The organism is Streptomyces sp. NPDC007088 (assembly GCF_042869355.1).
GTDB lineage: Bacteria > Actinomycetota > Actinomycetes > Streptomycetales > Streptomycetaceae > Streptomyces.
The window spans coordinates 328,924-346,940 of sequence record NZ_JBIAFO010000004.1; the positions used below are offsets into that span (position 1 = coordinate 328,924).

Here is an 18,017-nt window from a genome sequence, read left to right on the forward strand (position 1 = left end):
TCGATGACGGGCCGACCGGTGAAAGCGAGGAGGAGCATCACCGTGCCCGGGGCGTCAGCGCTTATCAGGGCCGTATACCGGGCTGCTCAGACCCGGTATACGGCCGTTTCCTTCCTCGCGCGCACACAAGGCGGGCTCCAATACCATCCGTTGACATGCATTCCCGTCACATAGACAGGAAATGAGCACTTGTCGACGAAATGAGAGCGAACTTGTCTGTGCCTGATCATTTCTGATCGAAGCGAGGGTGAAGTTGGTACGGCGGGCGCCGGAGTATCACCTGACCTGGGAGGTCTCCTCGGCGTCGGCGCCCCGTGCTACTCGGCCTCCGCCTCCATCGCCCGCACCAGACTGGTGGGACGCATGTCGCTCCACGCGCTTTCGATTACGTCCAGGCATTCCTGGCGTGAGCCCTCCGGGCCGGCGCTACGCCAGCCGCCCGGGATGTCGAGATGCGCGGGCCACAGTGAGTACTGGCCCTCGCCGTTGACGAGGGGCACGAACCGCCCGGACTCGTCGTCGAACGGATTGGTCACGGCGTTCCCCACCTGTTCTCGCTCTTTCCGCGTCATGTTCATCAGTCATTTCCGGGAATGTTGCGACACATCTATTCCGCGGCCTGCGGGCCCCCGCCCTCTCGCGTCGCTACTTCGGCCGTTCGGAATGTCGATACGTTACACCCCCGCATACCGTCGGCACACCGAAGACCGAGATACCCGGGGTCTGCACGTTCATGCCAATCACATTAGAGGACGCGCCGCCAAAAAACGCACACTTGCCCTGTTACCGACGAGTATTTAATGATGGGGTTGGCGGCTGAACGCGCCTGCGACATATGCCGGAGCGCCCTCTGTGGCCGTATTCGGTCGGCAGATGCCACGCTTGCCCGTTTTTATGCCGCTATGAACCGGGTGATTTCGGATGAACCCCGGGACGTGCCGTGGAGTCCCCCCGCGCACACGACCCCGGGCCCGAGCATCCGTGCGCCGGGTGTGCGCCCCGTTCCCCGCGCCGCAGCCCGAGGAGCGGTGTCCCGAGGGGAACCGCGTGACGACGACTGCGACAGGGACCGGGCCCACAAACAGCCGACCGCCGCACGGCGGCAGCCGTACGGCGGTCGTGTCCGGGACTTCGAGCCGGGCGAGAGGGGGCAGGGCGCGAGAGGCTGTGACCGCTCAGTGCCGCCCGGCCTCGTGTTCGGCCATCTGCTGGAACCGGCCCAGGTCGTAGTTGGCCAGGGCCGAGTCGAGGTTCGTGAGCGCGCCGAGGTGCTCGACGAAGCCCGCGGGGTCGTACTCGATCTGGAGGGTCACCCGGCTCTCCGTGTCGCTGAGCCGGTGGAAGGTGACGACACCCGCGTGGTGCACCCCTTCGGTCGTGCGCCAGGCGATGCGTTCCTGCGGGACCACCTCCGTCAGCTCGGCCACGAAGCTCTTGTCCGCGCCCGGAAGCGAGAGCCGCCAGGAGAACGTGTTCGCGTCGACGCGCCGTACCTGCTCGACGTGGCTGAGGAAGGCGGGCCAGCGCTCGACGTCCTGCCACAGCGACCAGCTCACCGCCACGGGGGCCTTGATGTCGACGGCTTCGAGCAATGAGGATGCCATGGTGTGTCTTCTCCCTGCCTGGAGCTCGTTCGGTCCACTCCCGGCTACCCGCACCCGCGGCTTTCACCGGGGCCGTGATGTCCGCGGGTAAGGGGTGGCGAAGGGCGGGGCGGCGCCGGTCCCCCCGGCCCCGCCCCGCCCTTCCTGCGCCCGCGACAGCCGCGTCACCCGCGTCACCCGCGCCGCACGCGTCACAGCACGCGTCGGCGCCGGCCCAGCCAGGTCTGGGCGATCACCACGACCGCGAGGAACGCACCGCTGACCACCTGCTGGTACGCGGAGTCCAGCGAGCCGATCTGGTTGATGATGTTCTGGATCACCTTCAGCAGCAGGACACCGACCAGGGAACCCGTCAGGAAGCCGAAGCCGCCACTGAGCAGGGTCCCGCCGATCACCACCGCCGAGATCGCCTCCAGTTCCATGCCGTTGCCGAGGATCGTCACCCCGGACACCAGCCAGGCGGCGTTGAGCGCCCCCGCGAGGCCGGAGCACAGCCCGGACAGGGCGTACACGGTGGCCTTCGTGCGGGCGACCGGCACCCCCATGAGGGCCGCCGCGTCCTCGTTGCCGCCCACCGCGTACACGTACTGGCCGAAGCGGCTGCGGCGCAGTGCCACGCCGCCCACCACGAACAGCACCGCCGTGATCCACACCGGGACGCCGACACCCAGCAGCTTGTCCTGGCCCAGCGAGGCGAAGAAGGTCGACTTGTCCACGAGGTAGGTGTTGGCGCCCTCGTCGGTCACCGCGAGCAGCAGCCCGCGTGCCCCCAGCATCGCCGCGAGCGTCACGATGAACGGCGCGAGGCGCGACTTCGCGATCAGCAGCCCGTTCACCAGACCGATCAGTCCGCACACCGCGAGCGGCAGCAGCAGCGCCACCGCCGTCCCGTACCGCGAGCCCCACGCCGCGAGCACCCCGCCCAGCGCGAACAGCGAACCGACCGACAGGTCGATGCCCCCCGTGATGATCACGAAGGTCATGCCCAGCGCGACCACGGCGAGGAACGCCGAGGAGACCGCCATGTTCTCCAGGTTGTCGCCCGTCATGAAGGTGTCGAAGCACAGGGAGGCGACCACGACGGCCACCACCAGCGTCATGAGCGCGCCGTGCTGCTGGGCCAGCGCGCTCAGCCGCTCCGACCGGCTCGCCCCGAGCGTCTCCTCCTCGGCCACGGGTCCGTCCTTCACGGGCGTGCCCGGCGTCGTGACTGTGCTGTTCACCGCTTCCCCCTCTCCCGGGCCGCGTACACGGCGAGAACGATCACCACGGCCTGGGCGATCTGCGTCCAGGACGGCGGCAGATCGTGCTTGATGAGCGTGGCGGTGAGCAACTGGATGAGCACCGCTCCGGCGACCGTGCCGCCGATGCGCACCCGGCCGCCGGTGAGCGGAGTCCCGCCCACCACGACCGCCGTGATCGCGGACAGCTCCATAAGCGTGCCGAGCGAGGTCGGGTCGCTCGCCGAGAGCCGCGCCGTCGCGAGCACCCCGGCGATCGCCGCGAGCAGCCCCGAGCACACGTAGACCACGATCAGGACCCGGCGCACCGGCAGACCCGCGAGCTTGGCCGCCGGACGGCTGTCGCCGACGGCGAGCAACTGCCGGCCGAAGGTCGTGCGCCGCACCACGAAGGCCACGACCACCGCGAGCACCGCCGCGATGATCACGAGGTAGGGGACGCCGAGCACCGAACCCGACCCCAGGGAGGCCATGCCCTCGTTGCGTACGTCCTTGAGCTGCGGCAGCAGGACGAGCGCCAGCCCCCGGCCGCCCACCATCAGCGCGAGCGTCGCCACGATCGGCTGGACCCCCACGAAGGCGACCAGCGCCCCGTTCGCGAGCCCGACCAGCATCCCGCCGACAGCCGCCACCACCAGCGCCGCCCACAGTCCGTACCCGAGGTACAGCGAGACCAGGGACGTCGCGAGCGCCATGACGGAGCCCACCGACAGGTCGACGCCCTCCGTCCCGATGGCGAGCGCCATGCCGAGCGCCACGATGATGACCGGGGCGACCTGCACGGCCTGGGTGCGGAAGTTCTCCCCGGACAGGAAGTGGGGCGTGAAGACGATGTTGACGAGCAGCAGCACGACGACGCCCGCGTACACCCCGTACTCCTGGAGCAGGTGGCGCAGCCGGTCGCGGTCCGCGGTGAACCCGCGCAGCGTCAGGTCAGTCATCCTCCGCCCCCTTCACCAGCGGGCCGTCCACGCGCACCGTCTCCACGACCGCGCCGTCCCTGGCCGGCGGCGCCGCGGCGATCGCCGCCATCAGCCGGTCCTCGCTCACCTCGTCCCCCGCGAGCTCCGCCACCACCGCCCCGTCCTTGAGCACCATCACCCGGTCCGAACCCTCCACCAGTTCCTCGGGGTCCGAGGAGATGAGGACGACGGCCAGTCCGTCCTCGGCCAGTTCGTCCACGAGCCGCTGCACCTCGGCCTTGGCCCCGACATCGATCCCGCGCGTCGGCTCGTCCAGCAACAGCACCTTCGGGTGCATCGCGAGCCACCGGGCGAGCAGTACCTTCTGCTGGTTGCCGCCCGAGAGTTCCCCCACCTTCTGGTGCACCCCGGCCGACTTGATCCGCAGCCGCTGCACGAAGGTCTCGACGATCCGGTCCACTCGCCCCTCGTCCACCAGACCGAAACGGGACAGCCCGGGAAGGGCGGCGAGTGCGATGTTCTCGCGCACCGACAGGCCCGGGACGATCCCCTCGGCCTTGCGGTCCTCCGGCAGGAGGCTGATCCCGGCGCGGATCGCGGCCGGGGTGGAACCCGTGCGCACCTCCTGTCCGGCCACCCGCACCCGCCCGCTGTCCGGGGACAGCGCCCCGGCCACCGCGCGCACGGTCTCGCTGCGGCCCGAACCGAGCAGACCGCCCAGACCCACCACCTCACCGGGCCGCACGGAGAAGGACACCCCGTGCAACTGGTGGCGCAGCGTCAGCTCATGCGCCTCCAGTACAGGCCGGGTGTCGTTGCTGTGATTCCCGGTGAACTTGGTGACGCCCTCGGCGCGCACCTCGCCGAGCTGCCTGCCCAGCATCAGGGACACCAGCCGCAGGCGCTCCAGTTCGGCGAGTGGACCGGTGTGCACCACCTTGCCGTCCCGCAGCACCGTCACCCGGTCGCACACCTCGTACAGCTCGTCGAGACGGTGGCTGACGTAGACGACGGCGATCCCGCGCTCGCGCAGCATCCGGATGACGCCGAACAGGGTCCGCACCTCACGGGGCTCCAGCGAGGAGGTGGGCTCGTCCATGATGACCACCTTGGCGTCCACCGCCACCGCACGGGCCAGCGCCACCATCTGCTGGGTGCCCACGCTCAGTTCCCGCAGGGGACGGCGCACGTCGACCCGGACGCCGAGGGCGCGCAGTGCCTCGTCGGCCTCCCGGTGCATCCTGCCGAAGTCCACCAGCCCGAAGGCGCGGCGCGGCTCGCGGCCCAGGAAGAGGTTGCGGGCCACGCTCATCAGCGGGACGAGGTTGACCTCCTGGTAGATCGTGGAGATCCCCGCCTCCTGGGCCCGTAGCGGAGTGGCGAAACGGACCGGGGAACCCTGGTAGGTGAGGGTGCCCCCGTCCGGCTCGTAGACCCCGGTGAGGACCTTGATGAGCGTCGACTTCCCCGCCCCGTTCTCTCCGATGAGGGCGTGCACCTCGCCGGCGTGGGCGGTGAAGTCCACGCCGTCGAGGGCCCGGGTGCCGGGAAAGACCTTGGTCAGACCCGAAACCGTCAGCATCAGAACGCCTTCCCCAGATCGGCCTCGGCGTTGTCCTTGGAGTAGGCGCTGTCCTGGATCACGATGTCCTGCTGGACCTCCTTGCCCTGGGTGAAGCTGTCCAGGGTCTGGAAGGCGAGCGGGCCGAAGCGCGGGTTGGACTCGATGACCCCGGAGATCCAGCCGTCCACGATGCCCTGCACCGCGTTGCGCGTCCCGTCGACGGTCACGATCTTGACGGCGCCGGCCTTCTTGCCCGCGCCCTTCAGGGCGTTGACGGCGCCGAGCCCCATCTCGTCGTTCTCGGCGTAGATGCCCTTGATCCCGGGCTTGGACTGGATGAGCTGCTCGGTGACCGACTGGCCCTTCTCCCGGGCGAAGTCACCGGTCTGCTCGAACACCACCTTCAGGCCCGGCGCCTTCTGCGCGATGCGGTCCTTGAAGCCCTTCGTGCGCTCGGTGGTGACGTTGTTGCCCGCCGCGCCCAGCAGGATGGCCACCTCGCCCTTGCCGCCGGTCGCCTCGATCATGCTGTCGGCGGCCCGCTCGCCCTGCTTGACGAAGTCCGATCCGATGAAGCTCACGTAGTCCTTGCAGGCGGTCCCGTTGATCTTTCGGTCCACGGTGACGATCGGGATCTTCTTCGCGCTCGCCGAACGCAGCACCGGCTCCCAGCCGTCCGAGTTGAGCGGGGCGATGACCAGCAGGTCCGCGCCCTTGGCGATGAGGTCCTGCACGTCGCTGATCTGCTTGGAGAACTGGGACTGCGCGTTGGCGGTCAGCAGTCTGACCCCGCGCTTCTTCGCCTCCGCCTTGATCGAGGCGGTCTCCGCGATACGGAAGGGGTTCGCCTCCTTCTCGGACTGCGAGAAGCCGACCGTCGCCGAGGAAAGGTCGGTCTTCTTCGCCCCGTAGGTGTCGATGGCGCAGCCCTTGCCCCCCGCTTCGGGGGTCTGCACGACCTGATCGGAGTCCTTGCTCTGCGCGGAGCTCGCTCCCTTGTCCTTCGTGTCGCCGCCCTCGTCCTCGGACTTCGAGCAGCCGGTCGCCAGCGCGAGGCTCGCGACGAGGGAGGCGGCCAGCGCGGTCTTCACGGTGGTGCGGTAGAGCAGTGCGGTCGGCTTCATGGAAGTCCCCATTGCGGCACGGACCCGGGCGCCAACGCGCCGGCGGGTGAATGGCACTTGCGGTCAACTCAGCTTGTGGGTCAGGTTTTTACATCGTTGGAAGGCTGCTGTAAACCCTCCGGGACGCGCGGTTTCGCCGGCCCGCCCCCGCACCGGCCCCGTCAGCGCCTTCCGAGGGTGCTCTCCCGCTGCAGCAGTTCGAAGGGAGCGGTCACCGAGGCCAACTCCGGCTCCACCGGCGGCTGCACGCCCGACTTCTTGTCCGAGGCCCGCGCCAGCGACCTGACCAGCGACTCCACCGCGAGCCTCGCGATCGCGCGCTTGTCCGGGGCGACGGTCGTGAGCGTCACCGAGCCGTACCGCGACTCCGGGATGTCGTCGAAGCCGACCACCGCGACGTCCCACGGGACCCGCAGCCCCCGCTCGTGCAGAACGCGCAGAGCGCCCACCGCTACCAGATCGTTGTACGCGAACACGGCGTCCGGCCGCACTCCGGAGTCGAGCAGCCGCGCCATGCCCGTCGCCCCGTCACCGCGGTCCCAGCCCCCGGTCGGCGCCGCGAACCGGTCGGAGGTGTCCATCCCGGCCGCCGTCAGCTCCTCCCGCCAGCCCTGGAGCCGCAGTTGGGCGGGCCGGTTGGGGGAGTCGGTGCGCGCGCCGAGGAAGGCGATGCGGGTGCGCCCGAGGTCCAGCAGGTGACGCACCGCCTGCCGGGCCGCCGCCACGTTGTCGATCGCGATGTGGTCGTAGGGCAGCGGGTACTCGCGTTCGCCCAGCAGCACGAGCGGCACGTCGTCGGCGCGGGCGGCGAGGTCCTCCGTGTCCAGCTCCAGCGGGGAGAGGATCAGTCCGTCGATGACGCGGGCCCGGAAACCCTGGCTCACCAGCACCTCCCGCTCCCGCTCGCCCCGCGTGTGGTCGAGCAGCACGGTCAGGTCGTGCTCGGCGGCGGCGTCGATCACCGCGCCCGCCAGCTCGGCGAAGTAGGGGTTGCCCAGCTCCGGCACCGCGAGCGCGATGATTCCGGTACGGCCCTTGCGCAGGTGTCGGGCGGTCAGGTTCGGCCGGTAACCCAACTCGTCGATGGCACGCTGCACTTTGGTCCGCATGGCCGGTGTGACGTGCTCGTAGTGGTTGACGACGTTGGACACCGTCTTGATCGACACACCCGCCCGCTGTGCGACATCCTTGAGGCTCACCCGCACGGAATCTCCTCCGCTTTGTCAACACCCCCGCCGACTGGGGGTGTTTGTCATGACCCTGGACAGTAAGCGAGATGGCGTGCTCTCATGCCATCTGCCGTTGCTTGCAACGTTGTACAGACTGCAGCGGTGAGCCGCCACCCTTCCTCGACAACGGAGGAGTACGTGCGCTTTAGAAGCAGAATGTCCCCCCTCGCCCTCCTGTGCGCAGCGGTTCTGGCAGCCGCGGGACTGACCTCGGTCCCCGCCGCGAGCGCCGCCGACGACCCCGTGGCCGTCCACGGGCTCAAGGGCGACTACTACACGCAGAGCGCCCCGGGCGCCTTCGACTTCGACCAGTTGAAGACCACCGCCTTCGACCCCGACCTGGACGTCGACAACCTGGAGCCGCGGCTGAACGCCGCCACCGGGCAGGCCGACGACGTCAACGTCCGCTGGACCGGGAAGCTCGTGCCGGAGCACTCCGGCGCCCACACCTTCTCGATGATCGGCGACAACGGCTTCCGGCTGTGGATCGACGGCGAACTCGTCATCGACCACTGGATCGACGACTGGGAGGTGGAGCAGAAGTCCCAGCCCGTCGACCTCGAAGCCGGCCACGCCTACGACATCAAGGTCGAGTACTTCGAGCACACCGGGGGCTCCAACCTCCACCTCGACTGGACCCCGCCCGGAGGGGCCAAGGAGCCCGTCCCGCAGTCGGCCTTCCTGCTGCCCGACGGCTGGGACTACGAGGGCGCGACCTCCGCGACCGTCCTCAAGGACGGCCGCAGCCTGCGCGTCGGCTTCACCCGGAGGCTCGCCGCGCCGCCCGCCGCTCTCGCCGAACACCTCACCGCCAACATCGGCGGCGCCGACTGGCCACTGAGCGGGGTGAAGGCCGACCCGAAGGACCCGAGCAGCCTGATCGTCGCGCTCAAGGAACCGGTCGTCGGCCAGGGCGGCTCCGTCGACCTGAGCTACGACGGGAAGGGCGGTCTGCGTACCCGCGAGGGCAAGACCGTCGAGGCGTTCTGGGCCAGTGGCGACAACGACTCCGAGTACCAGCTCAAGACCCGCTGGTCCAAGGACGTCAGCCCCTCCAACGCCCACCCCGAGTACCCACGACCGCAGCTCACCCGCGACAAGTGGCATAACCTCAACGGCACCTGGCAGTTCGCCGCGGCCAAGGCCGGTCAGAAGCCACCGGTCGGCAAGAAGCTCGGCGAACGCGTCCTGGTGCCCTACCCCGTGGAGTCCCAGCTCTCCGGTATCGAGCGCCACGAGGACCGGATGTGGTACCGCCGCACCTTCACCGTCCCCGCCAACTGGAAGGTCGGGCACGGCAAACAGCTCAGGCTGAACTTCGACGCGGTGGACTGGCAGAGCGAGGTCTACGTCAACGGCGTCAAGGTCACCGAGCACAAGGGCGGTTACGACCGCTTCTCCGCCGACATCACCAAGGCGCTCAAGCCCGGCCGCACTCAGGAACTGCTGGTCGGGGTGTACGACCCGACCGACGCCCAGGGCGGCGAGAACCCGCCGATGGGCAAGCAGCGCCTCGACCCCAGCGGTATCTGGTACACCCCGAGTTCGGGTATCTGGCAGACCGTCTGGATGGAACCGGTCGCCGCCGACCACGCCGACTCGCTCAAGCTGACCCCGGACGTCAAGGGCCAGAAGGTGGCCGTCGACGTGCGCGGCGTGCGCGAGGGGGTACCGGTCACCGCGACCGCCTACGACGGCACACGCAAGGTGGCCACCGCCAAGGGGCGCACCGGCTCCCCCCTCGACGTCCCGGTCCGTGACCCGCACCTGTGGTCGCCCGACGACCCGCACCTCTACCAGCTCAAGGTGACCGTCGGCCAGGACGAGGTGGGCAGCTACTTCGGGATGCGCGAGATAGCCGTCGAGAAGGTCAACGGCACCCCGCGCACCGTACTCAACGGCAAACCGGTGTTCCTCATGGCCACCCTCGACCAGGGCTTCTGGCCCGACGGGCTGCACACCGCGCCCACCGACGAGGCCCTCGCCTACGACCTCAAGGAACACAAGGCCCTCGGCTTCAACTCGGTGCGCAAGCACATCAAGGTGGAACCCGACCGCTGGTTCTACTGGGCCGACCGGCTGGGCCTGCTCGTGTGGCAGGACATGCCCGCGACGGCCGCCGGAGTCAACCCCGACGCCGCCGCCCGTGCCGAGTACGAGCACGAGATGAAGAAGATGATCGACCAGCACAGCAGCAGCCCCTCGGTGATCATGTGGGTCACCTTCAACGAGGGCTGGGGCCAGTACGACCAGGCCCGCGTCGCCGCCCAGGCCAAGTCCTGGGACCCGACCCGGCTGGTCAACAACATGAGCGGCCTCAACTGCTGCGGCGCCGTCGACGGAGGCAACGGCGACATCGCCGACGCGCACGGCTACCCGAGCCCCGCACTGCCCGCGCCCGACGGGAGACGCGCCCTCGTCAGCGGGGAGTACGGCGGGCTCGGGCTCGCCGTACCGGGACACGCCTGGCCCGTGCAGCAGAGCTACATCGGGGTCGCGAAGGAGCAGTACACCGACGAGTACATCAAGAAGATCGACGAGGTGAAGGCCCTCGCCTGCAAGGGCAGCAACGGAGCGGTCTACACCCAGATCGCCGACGTCGAGGGAGAACTCAACGGACTCATGACCTACGACCGCAGCGTCATGAAAGCCGACGTCAAAAGGGTGAAGGCCGCGCAGAAGGCCCTCATCGACGAGGCGTCCCAGCCGGTGGTCAAGGGGTGCCCGGCCTCCTGAGAGGGCACACCGGGCAGCCGGACGCACGACGCCCGCCCGACCCGGTGCCGAACGGGTGAACGGGGCCGGTCCCACGGCGGGACCGGCCCCGTTCGCGTGACACCGGCCGTGCGGAGGCGGGGGATCGGCCCTAGCGTGAGTCCCGGGCCGCGCCCCACGGTGGGAGGGGCCCGCGCCACCCGCCCGCCGCTCACCCCCGGCCGCCGTACGGGAAGGTCCCCACATGCCCGAGCTGCACCCTCTCGGAGCCTTCGACCTGCGTCGCTCGCTCGCCTTCCTGGAGGGCTGGCCCCCCACGGCAGGCGAGCACGGTGACGCCTTCCTCGACTTCACCTACTGCACCCCCGGCGACTGGACCCCCACCACCGTCCGCGTCACCCAGGAGAACCGCACCCTGCGGGTGGACGCCTCGCGCACGGTGACCGACGAGCTGCTCGCCGACGTCGCGCGCATCCTCTCGGTGGACGTGGACGCCACCCCGCTGTCCAGGATCGCCGCCGCCGACCCGGTCGTCGCCGCCCGTCTCAAGGCCGCCCCCGGACTGCGCCCGGTGCTGTTCTGGAGCACCTGGGAGGCGGTGTGCTGGTCCGTGCTCTCACACCGCACCTCGATGCGGGCCGCCTCCACCGTCAGCCGGCGGGTGCGGCGGGAGACCGGCCCGCGGGTGACCTGGCAGGGGGAGGAACGCGCGGCCTTCCCCCCGCCGCGGCAGGTCGTCGACGCGGACACGCTGCCCGGGGTCGAGCCGCCGAGGCTCGCCCGGCTCCAGGCCCTCGCCGAAGCCGCGCTCGACGGCACCCTGGACGCGGCCGCCCTGCGGGCCCTGCCCACCGAGAAGGCGGTCGAACGACTCGGTCAGCTCCCCGGTGTCGGTCCCTTCTACGCCGGGCTGATCCTCGTCAGGGGAGCGGGCGCCCCCGACGTCCTGCCCGCCTCGGAGCCGCGGCTGAGGGAGCGGATGCGCAGCGCCTACGGACTGGCGAAGGACGCGCCCGAGGAGCGCTACCGCGAGATCGGCGAACAGTGGCGCCCGTTGCGCTCGTGGTGCGCCTTCCTGCTGCGCGCGGCCCCCGAGAGCAAGCCCGGCCCGAAGGCGTAGCTCCGCTCGGGGGCCGCGGTACTCCAGCGGCGCGGCTTCTCTAGGCCGGCAGCCCGCCTCGGCGGATCACCTCGGCGTACCAGCGGGCACTCGACTTCGGGATGCGCTTCTGCGTCGCGTAGTCGACGTAGATCGCGCCGAACCGCTTCGCGTAGCCGTAGGACCACTCGAAGTTGTCGAGCAGGGACCACAGGAAGTAGCCCCGCACATCGGTCCCGTCCGCGATCGCCCTGCGCACGGCGTCCAGGTGGGAGTGCACGTAGGCGATCCGCTCCGGGTCCTCGACGCGGCCCTCGGGCGAGACGTAGTCGTCGAAGGCCGCGCCGTTCTCGGTGACCATCAGCGGCAGCTCCGGGTGCGCCTCACCCACCTGCCGCAGCAGCGTGTACAGGCCCTCCGGGTCCACCGCCCAGTTCATGGCGGTCCGCTCGCCCGGCGCGAGGTGGAAGGCGACGTCCTCGGCGCCCGTCCACGGGGAGTGGGAGCTGGCGCCGTGACCGTCGTCCCGCGCGTCGCCCGCTCCGTCCTCGGCGGCCGAAACGATCGTGGGGGTGTAGTAGTTGACACCCAGAAGGTCGATCGGGCCGGAGATCGTCTTCAGGTCCCCCTCGTGGACCAGCTCGTCCCAGTCCACGATCCGCGCGGTGTCCTCCAGCAGGTCTTGCGGGTAGGCACCGTCCAGGATCGGGCCGGTGAACACCCGGTTGCCGACCGCGTCGATACGGCGGGCCGCCTCCGCGTCCTCGGGGCTGGAGGTCAGCGCCCGCACCTGATGCAGGTTGAGGGTGATGGAGGTCTGCGCGGACTCCGGCAGGAGGGAGCGCAGCACCTCGACCCCGCGTCCGTGGGCCAGGTTGAGGTGGTGCGCGGCGCGCAGCGTCGCGGCGGGCTCGTGCCTGCCCGGGGCGTGCACCCCGGAGCCGTAGCCGAGGAAGGCGGAGCACCACGGCTCGTTGAGCGTGGTCCACACCGGCACCCGGTCGCCGAGCGCGCCGGCCACCAGCGCGGTGTAGTCCGCGAACCGCTCGGCGGTGTCGCGCAGCGGCCAGCCGCCCGCGTCCTCCAGCTCCTGCGGCAGGTCCCAGTGGTAGAGCGTGGCGACCGGGGTGATGCCGGCCGCGAGCAGTTCGTCGGTCAGACGGCGGTAGAAGTCCAGCCCCCGCTCGACGGCGGGGCCCCGCCCGGTGGGCTGGATCCGGGGCCAGGAGACCGAGAAGCGGTACGCCCCCAGGCCCAGCTCCTTCATGAGGGCGACGTCCTCGCGGAAGCGGTGGTAGTGGTCGGCCGCGATGTCACCGGTGTCCCCGTTGCGTACCTTGCCCGGGGTGTGGCTGAAGGTGTCCCAGATCGAGGGGGTGCGGCCGTCCTCGGTCGCGGCGCCCTCGACCTGATAGGCGGCGGTCGACGCGCCCCACAGGAAGCCGGTGGGGAACCCGGCGCCGCCGGGGGTCGGGCGGGGGGTGGTCTCGGAACGTACAGCGGTCATATGAGAGCGCTCCCATGCGGTGGTGCTGAGGGGTGGGTCAGGGCGGCGGACCGCCCGGCGGCAGGGGCCTCAGCCCTTGACCGCGCCGGACATGATGCCTCCGACGATCTGCTTGCCGAAGATGACGAACACCGCGAGCAGCGGCACCGTGCTGATCAGCGCGCCCGCCATCACGATGGACTGGTCGGGCGTGTAGGAGGCGCTGAGCTGACCGAGCGCCACCTGGATCGTCGGGTTCTGCTGGTTGAGGGCCAGGAAGGGCCAGAAGAAGTCGTTCCACGCCTGGACGAAGGTGAGCATGCCCAGGACCATCATCGCGGGCCGGGCCACCGGCAGGACGATGGTCCACACGATGCGCAGGTTGTTCGCGCCGTCGACCTTGGCGGCCTCGACCAGTTCGTAGGGCAGCGCCTCCAGGAGGTACTGCCGCATGAAGAACACCCCGAAGGCGCTCACCAGGGTCGGGAAGATCACCGACTCCAGCTGTCCGCCCCAGCCGATGTCCGCCATGATCTTGAACAGCGGGACGACGCTGAGCTGCGGGGGGATCGTCAGGGTCGCGATCACGGCGGTCATGAGGAAACCGCGCCCCCGGAACCGCATCTTGGCGAAGGCGTAGCCGGCCAGAGTGCAGAAGAACAGGGTGGCGAGGGTGATGCAGCCCGCCACGATCACCGTGTTGACGATGGCCTTGCCCAGGTGCGCCTGCTCCCAGGCCGCCTGGAGGTTGTGGAAGAGGTTGCCGCCCGGTATCAGGGGCGGCGGCGAGTCCAGCACCCGCTGCTGGTTGTGCGAGGCGGCCACCAGCGTCCAGTAGAGCGGGAAGACGGACAGCAGGCCGACGACGACGAGCGCCGCGTAGGTGAGGGGACCGCCGCGCAGTTGTTCGCCGGCGCCGATCCGGAACCGTCGGCGTCCGCCGCCGGGGGCGGGCGGGATGTCGGGGGTGGACGTCAGGGCTCGGGGGCGGCCCTGTGTGGTGGTGGGCGTCGAAGTCATGTGAGGTCGCTCCCGGTCAGGCCGCGCTCTTGCGCACGCGACGGCCGACGATCCAGTTGATCAGCGCGATCAGCAGCAGCAGTCCGAGCATCGCCCAGGCCACGGCGGCGGCCGGACCCAGATGCCCGAGCTTCCAGCCGTAGTTGTAGAGGTAGATGCTCATGGTCTCGTACTGGTTCTCGTTGCCGCCGGTCGAGCCCAGCGTGCCGCCCTCGAGGAGCAGCGGCTCACCGAAGAGCTGCATCGAGCCGATGGTCGAGATCACGATGGTGAACAGGATCGTCGGACGCAGCGAGGGGATGGTCACCTTGCGGAACTGCTGCCAGCGCGAGGCCCCGTCGATCGAGGCCGCCTCGTAGAGGTCGGTGGGAACCGCCTGCATCGCGGCGAGGTAGATGAGGGTGTTGTAACCGGTCCAGCGCCAGATCACGATGACGGAGATGGCGATCTTCGAAGTCCAGTGGCCGTTGGCCCAGTTGGTGTCGCCCAGCCCCACGAAGTGCAGCACCCAGTTCAGCAGGCCGCCGTCGGCGCGGAAGACCAGCGCGAAGACCAGCGCGGCCGTGGCCACCGAGGTGGCGTACGGGGTGAGGATGACGGTGCGCCAGAAGGTGCTCGCCCGTAGCTTGTAGTTGAGCAGGTGGGCGAGGCCGAGGGCCACCATCAGCTGCGGGACGGTCGAGATGACACCGATGACGAAGGTGTTGGCGACGGAGTTCCAGAACTCGGAGTCCTGGAGCACCCGGCTGAAGTTGTCCCAGCCGACCCACTCCATCTGGTCGAGCCCGGTCAGCTCCACGCGGTGCAGGGCGATCCACCCGGTGTAGATCAGCGGATAGAGCCCGAAGGCGGCGAAGACGAGGAAGAAGGGCGAGATGTAGGCGTACGGCGAGAACCTGTCGTCGAAACGCCACAGCCGGCTGCGCCAGGCCTGGCGGCCGGACGGCAGACTCTTCGGCCCGTTTCCCGACGGATCGGGAGGCGGGGTGCGGGTGCCCCGGGTGGGGGTCGAGGTGGCCACTGACGGGAGTCCTTCCCTGGATGCTGCGGAACGTGGGACGGCAGGCGCGGCCCGGCCCGCCGCGGGGGGCCGGGCCGCGCCTGCCCGGTGATCAGCCGATGGTCTTGTCGATCGAGCTGGTCGCCGCCTTCCAGGCGTCGCCGGGCTTGGTGCCCCGCTGCTCCATGTTGTTGATCTCCTTCGAGATCGCGTCCTTGATGGCCGCGTCCTTCGGGCCGAGTACCGCCTCGGGGATGGCGTTGGCCTCTTCGGCGTAGATCTCACCGATCGGGGCGTCGCTGAAGTACGGGAGCTTCGCGGCCTTCACGTCGGGCAGATCGTAGGCGCCCTTGTTGGACGGGAACAGACCGGCGGCCTTGAAGATCTTGGCCTGCTGCTCGGGTGCCGTCAGCCACTTGACCAGCGCGGTGGCCTCCTTGACGTGCTTGCCGGACTTCGGCACGGCGAGGAAGGAGCCGCCCCAGTTGGCGGCCGTGTCACCGGGGGCCTTGGCGATGTCCCACTTGCCGGAGAAGGCCGAACCCGAGTTGGCCTGGATCTGGTTGGCCATCCACGCGGGGCACACGACGCTCGCGACGGTGCCCTTGCGCAGCGCTGCGACCCACGGGTCCTGGAACTGGGCGAGCCCCTGGCTCAGCTTCTTGGACGCCGCCTCGGCGGCCAGGTCCCAGCCCGCCTTCACGCCGGGGCTGTCCTTGTAGATCGCCTTGCCGTCCGCGTCGTAGTACTGCTTGGCGCTGGAACTGACCACGCCGTTGAACATCGCGCTGGCCGAGTCCATGAAGTAAGTCCCCTGGGGGGCCTTCTTCTTGTAGTTCTCGCCGAGCTTGATGTAGTCCTCCCAGCCACCCGCGACGGCCTTGCCGACCGACTCGCGGTCGCTCGGCAGACCGGCCTGCTTGAAGAGGTCGCTGCGGTAACACAGGGAGATGGGCCCGATGTCGGTCCCGGCGCCGATCACCGCGCCGTCCTTGCTGGTCGCCTGCTTCTCCTTCCAGGAGACCCAGTCGGCCACGTTGATCGACTTGCTCAGGTCGACGAACTTGTCGGCCTGCGTGTCGACGACCTCCTTGATGCGGCCGACCTCAAGGCCCGTGACGTCGCCGAGACCACTGTTGCTGTTCAGCTGCTGCAAAAGCTTCGGGTAGTAGTCCGCCTCGTTGGCGGTCGTCTCCTCCTTGACGGTGATCTTCGGGTGCAGCTTGTGGTACTCCTCAAGGAGCTTGGCCTCCTTGTAACCGAACTGACCGTAGTCGGCGAGGGTCAGCGTGATGTTCCCGTCCGAATCGGCCGCGGAGTCGTCGGAGTCGTCACTGCTGCAACCGGTCAGCAGCAGGGCCGAGGCCGTGAGGGCCGTGGTCGCGAGGACGGCGGCTTTTCGGCCGCGTCCCGGGGCCGTGCGGGTGATGCGCATTCCACTACTCCTTGTGCCAGTGCGTACCGGGGTCTTGGGGGCAGGACCGACCCGCACCACCTCGACCCTCGGCGCACACCCGGCGCTGCGCGCCGCGACATGAGGAGGAGGGGCCGGTGGTGCCTGACGTCCCGCGGGCTAACGCTCGCGCGGAGTGCCGGGACGGGGCCCGGCATCCATGGGAGCGTTCCCACGGGCTGATGCCGGAAGGTTGCTGCCTGCCTCACCTCCATGTCAAGACGTGAAGTCGGTTCTGTTGCCCGGAGGTGTCCCACAGGTCACGGCATGACACCTGAACCTGGGCCCGGTCCAGGGTCACCGGCTCCGTGTGACGGTGAACTCGTGCAGGTCAAAGCCCTGTTGAGGTCCTTTGGCGTCGGTTCGGTCGCCAAGGGGTCACAATGAGGCCACGTTCAGGACCTGATCACTGGAAGGTAACGATGAGTCAGTCCGCGCGCCCGCCCGCTCGGCGGGCCGCCCGCCCCACCCTGGAGGCGGTGGCGGCGCGGGCCGGGGTCGGCAGAGGCACCGTGTCGCGGGTGGTGAACGGCTCGCCGAAGGTCAGCGAACGGGCCAGGGCGGCCGTACTGGCCGCCATCGCGGAGCTCGGCTACGTGCCGAACCGGGCCGCCCGCAGCCTTGTGACCCGGCGCACCGACTCGGTGGCCCTCGTCGTGCCCGAGGGGGAGACCCGCCTGTTCTCCGAGCCGTACTTCTCGGACATCATCCGAGGGGTCGCGGCTGCCGTGGCCGACACCGATATGCAGTTGCTACTGATTCTGGTGCGCAACGCCAAGGAGCGCGAACGGCTCGCGTCCTACCTCGCGGCCCAGCACGTCGACGGGGTCCTGATGGTGTCGGTGCACGGCAACGACCCGCTGCCCGGCCTCCTGGAGCGGCTCGACATGCCGGCGGTGCTCGCGGGGCGCCGCTTGGGACTCGAATCGCTCAGCTACGTGCAGGCCGACAACGTCGGGGGAGCGCGCAGCGCCGTGCGGCACCTCCTGGGCCGGGGCTGCCGGCAGATCGCCACCATCACCGGCCCGCTGGACATGGAGGTGGCCGGGGCGCGCCTGGCCGGCTACCGCAGGGCGCTCGCCCAGGCGGGCGTCGCCGCGGACGAAGGGCTGGTGGCCGTAGGGGACTTCACCGAGGAGGGGGGACGTGCGGCGGCGCGTACACTGCTGGAGCGCCGGCCCGCCCTGGACGCGGTCTTCGCCGCCTCCGACGTCATGGCGGCGGGGGCCGTGCAGGTGGTGCGGGAGAGCGGTCGCCGGGTACCGCAGGACGTCGCCGTGATCGGCTTCGACGACTCGATGGTCGCCAGGCACACCGATCCGCCCCTCACGAGCGTGCGTCAGCCGGTCGAGGAGATGGGCCGCGCGATGACCCGGCTGCTGCTGGACGAGATCGCCGACTCGGGGCGTGCGCACCGTCAGGTCGTCCTCGCGACGGAGCTGGTGGTCCGCGGGTCCGCCTGACGGCCGCGCGCACCGCGATGTGCACGAGCGAAGGCGGGGACGGGCGTGCGAGGGGCGGTACGCCGCCCGCCCGCACGGGTGCCCGCCACCGCCGTA

General features: G+C 69.9%; 14 protein-coding genes. 3 read left to right on the top strand and 11 right to left on the bottom strand.

The features are described from left to right. Positions 1–317: 317 nt before the first annotated feature. From ACFYMP_RS09235 to ACFYMP_RS09265, 7 genes are all read right to left on the bottom strand, one after another. Positions 318–536, bottom strand: a complete 219-nt coding sequence (locus ACFYMP_RS09235) for an MbtH family protein (RefSeq protein WP_388853036.1) — start codon at positions 534–536, stop codon at positions 318–320. 639 nt (positions 537–1,175) lie between these two features. Beyond that, entirely contained in the window at positions 1,176–1,604 is a 429-nt protein-coding gene (locus tag ACFYMP_RS09240) for an SRPBCC family protein (RefSeq protein ID WP_388853039.1), read from the bottom strand. Positions 1,605–1,795: 191 nt separating this feature from the next. Continuing rightward, the gene (locus tag ACFYMP_RS09245) at positions 1,796–2,794 is read right to left on the bottom strand and encodes an ABC transporter permease (protein WP_388853299.1); all 999 of its coding nucleotides are present in this window, start codon (positions 2,792–2,794) and stop codon (positions 1,796–1,798) included. A 29-nt stretch (positions 2,795–2,823) separates the two neighbouring features. Then, positions 2,824–3,786 (bottom strand): ABC transporter permease, encoded by a 963-nt coding sequence (locus tag ACFYMP_RS09250; RefSeq protein WP_388853042.1) that lies wholly within the window; start codon positions 3,784–3,786, stop codon positions 2,824–2,826. Then, positions 3,779–5,350 (bottom strand): sugar ABC transporter ATP-binding protein, encoded by a 1,572-nt coding sequence (locus ACFYMP_RS09255; RefSeq protein ID WP_388853045.1) that lies wholly within the window; start codon positions 5,348–5,350, stop codon positions 3,779–3,781. Before ACFYMP_RS09255 ends, ACFYMP_RS09250 begins: the two co-directional genes overlap by 8 nt. Beyond that, a complete protein-coding gene (locus tag ACFYMP_RS09260; protein ID WP_388853048.1) occupies positions 5,350–6,456 on the bottom strand; it encodes an ABC transporter substrate-binding protein in 1,107 nt (368 codons plus the stop codon). Before ACFYMP_RS09260 ends, ACFYMP_RS09255 begins: the two co-directional genes overlap by 1 nt. A gap of 161 nt (positions 6,457–6,617) precedes the next feature. Beyond that, positions 6,618–7,661, bottom strand: a complete 1,044-nt coding sequence (locus ACFYMP_RS09265) for a LacI family DNA-binding transcriptional regulator (protein ID WP_388853052.1) — start codon at positions 7,659–7,661, stop codon at positions 6,618–6,620. A 180-nt stretch (positions 7,662–7,841) separates the two neighbouring features. Here ACFYMP_RS09265 and ACFYMP_RS09270 point away from each other — a divergent pair, with 180 nt between their 5' ends. Both ACFYMP_RS09270 and ACFYMP_RS09275 read left to right on the top strand, forming a co-directional pair. After that, entirely contained in the window at positions 7,842–10,421 is a 2,580-nt protein-coding gene (locus ACFYMP_RS09270) for a PA14 domain-containing protein (protein WP_388853055.1), read from the top strand. Positions 10,422–10,644: 223 nt separating this feature from the next. Further along, entirely contained in the window at positions 10,645–11,520 is an 876-nt protein-coding gene (locus ACFYMP_RS09275) for a DNA-3-methyladenine glycosylase family protein (RefSeq protein WP_388853059.1), read from the top strand. 40 nt (positions 11,521–11,560) lie between these two features. On the opposite strand, the gene ACFYMP_RS09280 is transcribed toward ACFYMP_RS09275, so the two are convergent. The 4 genes from ACFYMP_RS09280 to ACFYMP_RS09295 all read right to left on the bottom strand — a co-directional run bounded on the left by ACFYMP_RS09280 (position 11,561) and on the right by ACFYMP_RS09295 (position 16,440). Next, positions 11,561–13,006, bottom strand: a complete 1,446-nt coding sequence (locus ACFYMP_RS09280; protein ID WP_388853062.1) for a GH1 family beta-glucosidase — start codon at positions 13,004–13,006, stop codon at positions 11,561–11,563. A 69-nt stretch (positions 13,007–13,075) separates the two neighbouring features. Next, entirely contained in the window at positions 13,076–14,005 is a 930-nt protein-coding gene (locus tag ACFYMP_RS09285) for a carbohydrate ABC transporter permease (RefSeq protein ID WP_388853065.1), read from the bottom strand. A gap of 16 nt (positions 14,006–14,021) precedes the next feature. Next, positions 14,022–15,026: a carbohydrate ABC transporter permease gene (locus ACFYMP_RS09290; protein ID WP_388853067.1), complete on the bottom strand. Its 1,005-nt coding sequence runs from the start codon at positions 15,024–15,026 to the stop codon at positions 14,022–14,024. A 91-nt stretch (positions 15,027–15,117) separates the two neighbouring features. Then, the gene (locus tag ACFYMP_RS09295) at positions 15,118–16,440 is read right to left on the bottom strand and encodes an extracellular solute-binding protein (protein WP_388853070.1); all 1,323 of its coding nucleotides are present in this window, start codon (positions 16,438–16,440) and stop codon (positions 15,118–15,120) included. Positions 16,441–16,880: 440 nt separating this feature from the next. Between ACFYMP_RS09295 and ACFYMP_RS09300 the strand changes: the two genes are divergently transcribed. Next, on the top strand, positions 16,881–17,921 hold the full coding sequence (locus ACFYMP_RS09300; RefSeq protein WP_388853073.1) for a LacI family DNA-binding transcriptional regulator: 1,041 nt from the start codon (positions 16,881–16,883) through the stop codon (positions 17,919–17,921). Positions 17,922–18,017 lie beyond the last annotated feature (96 nt).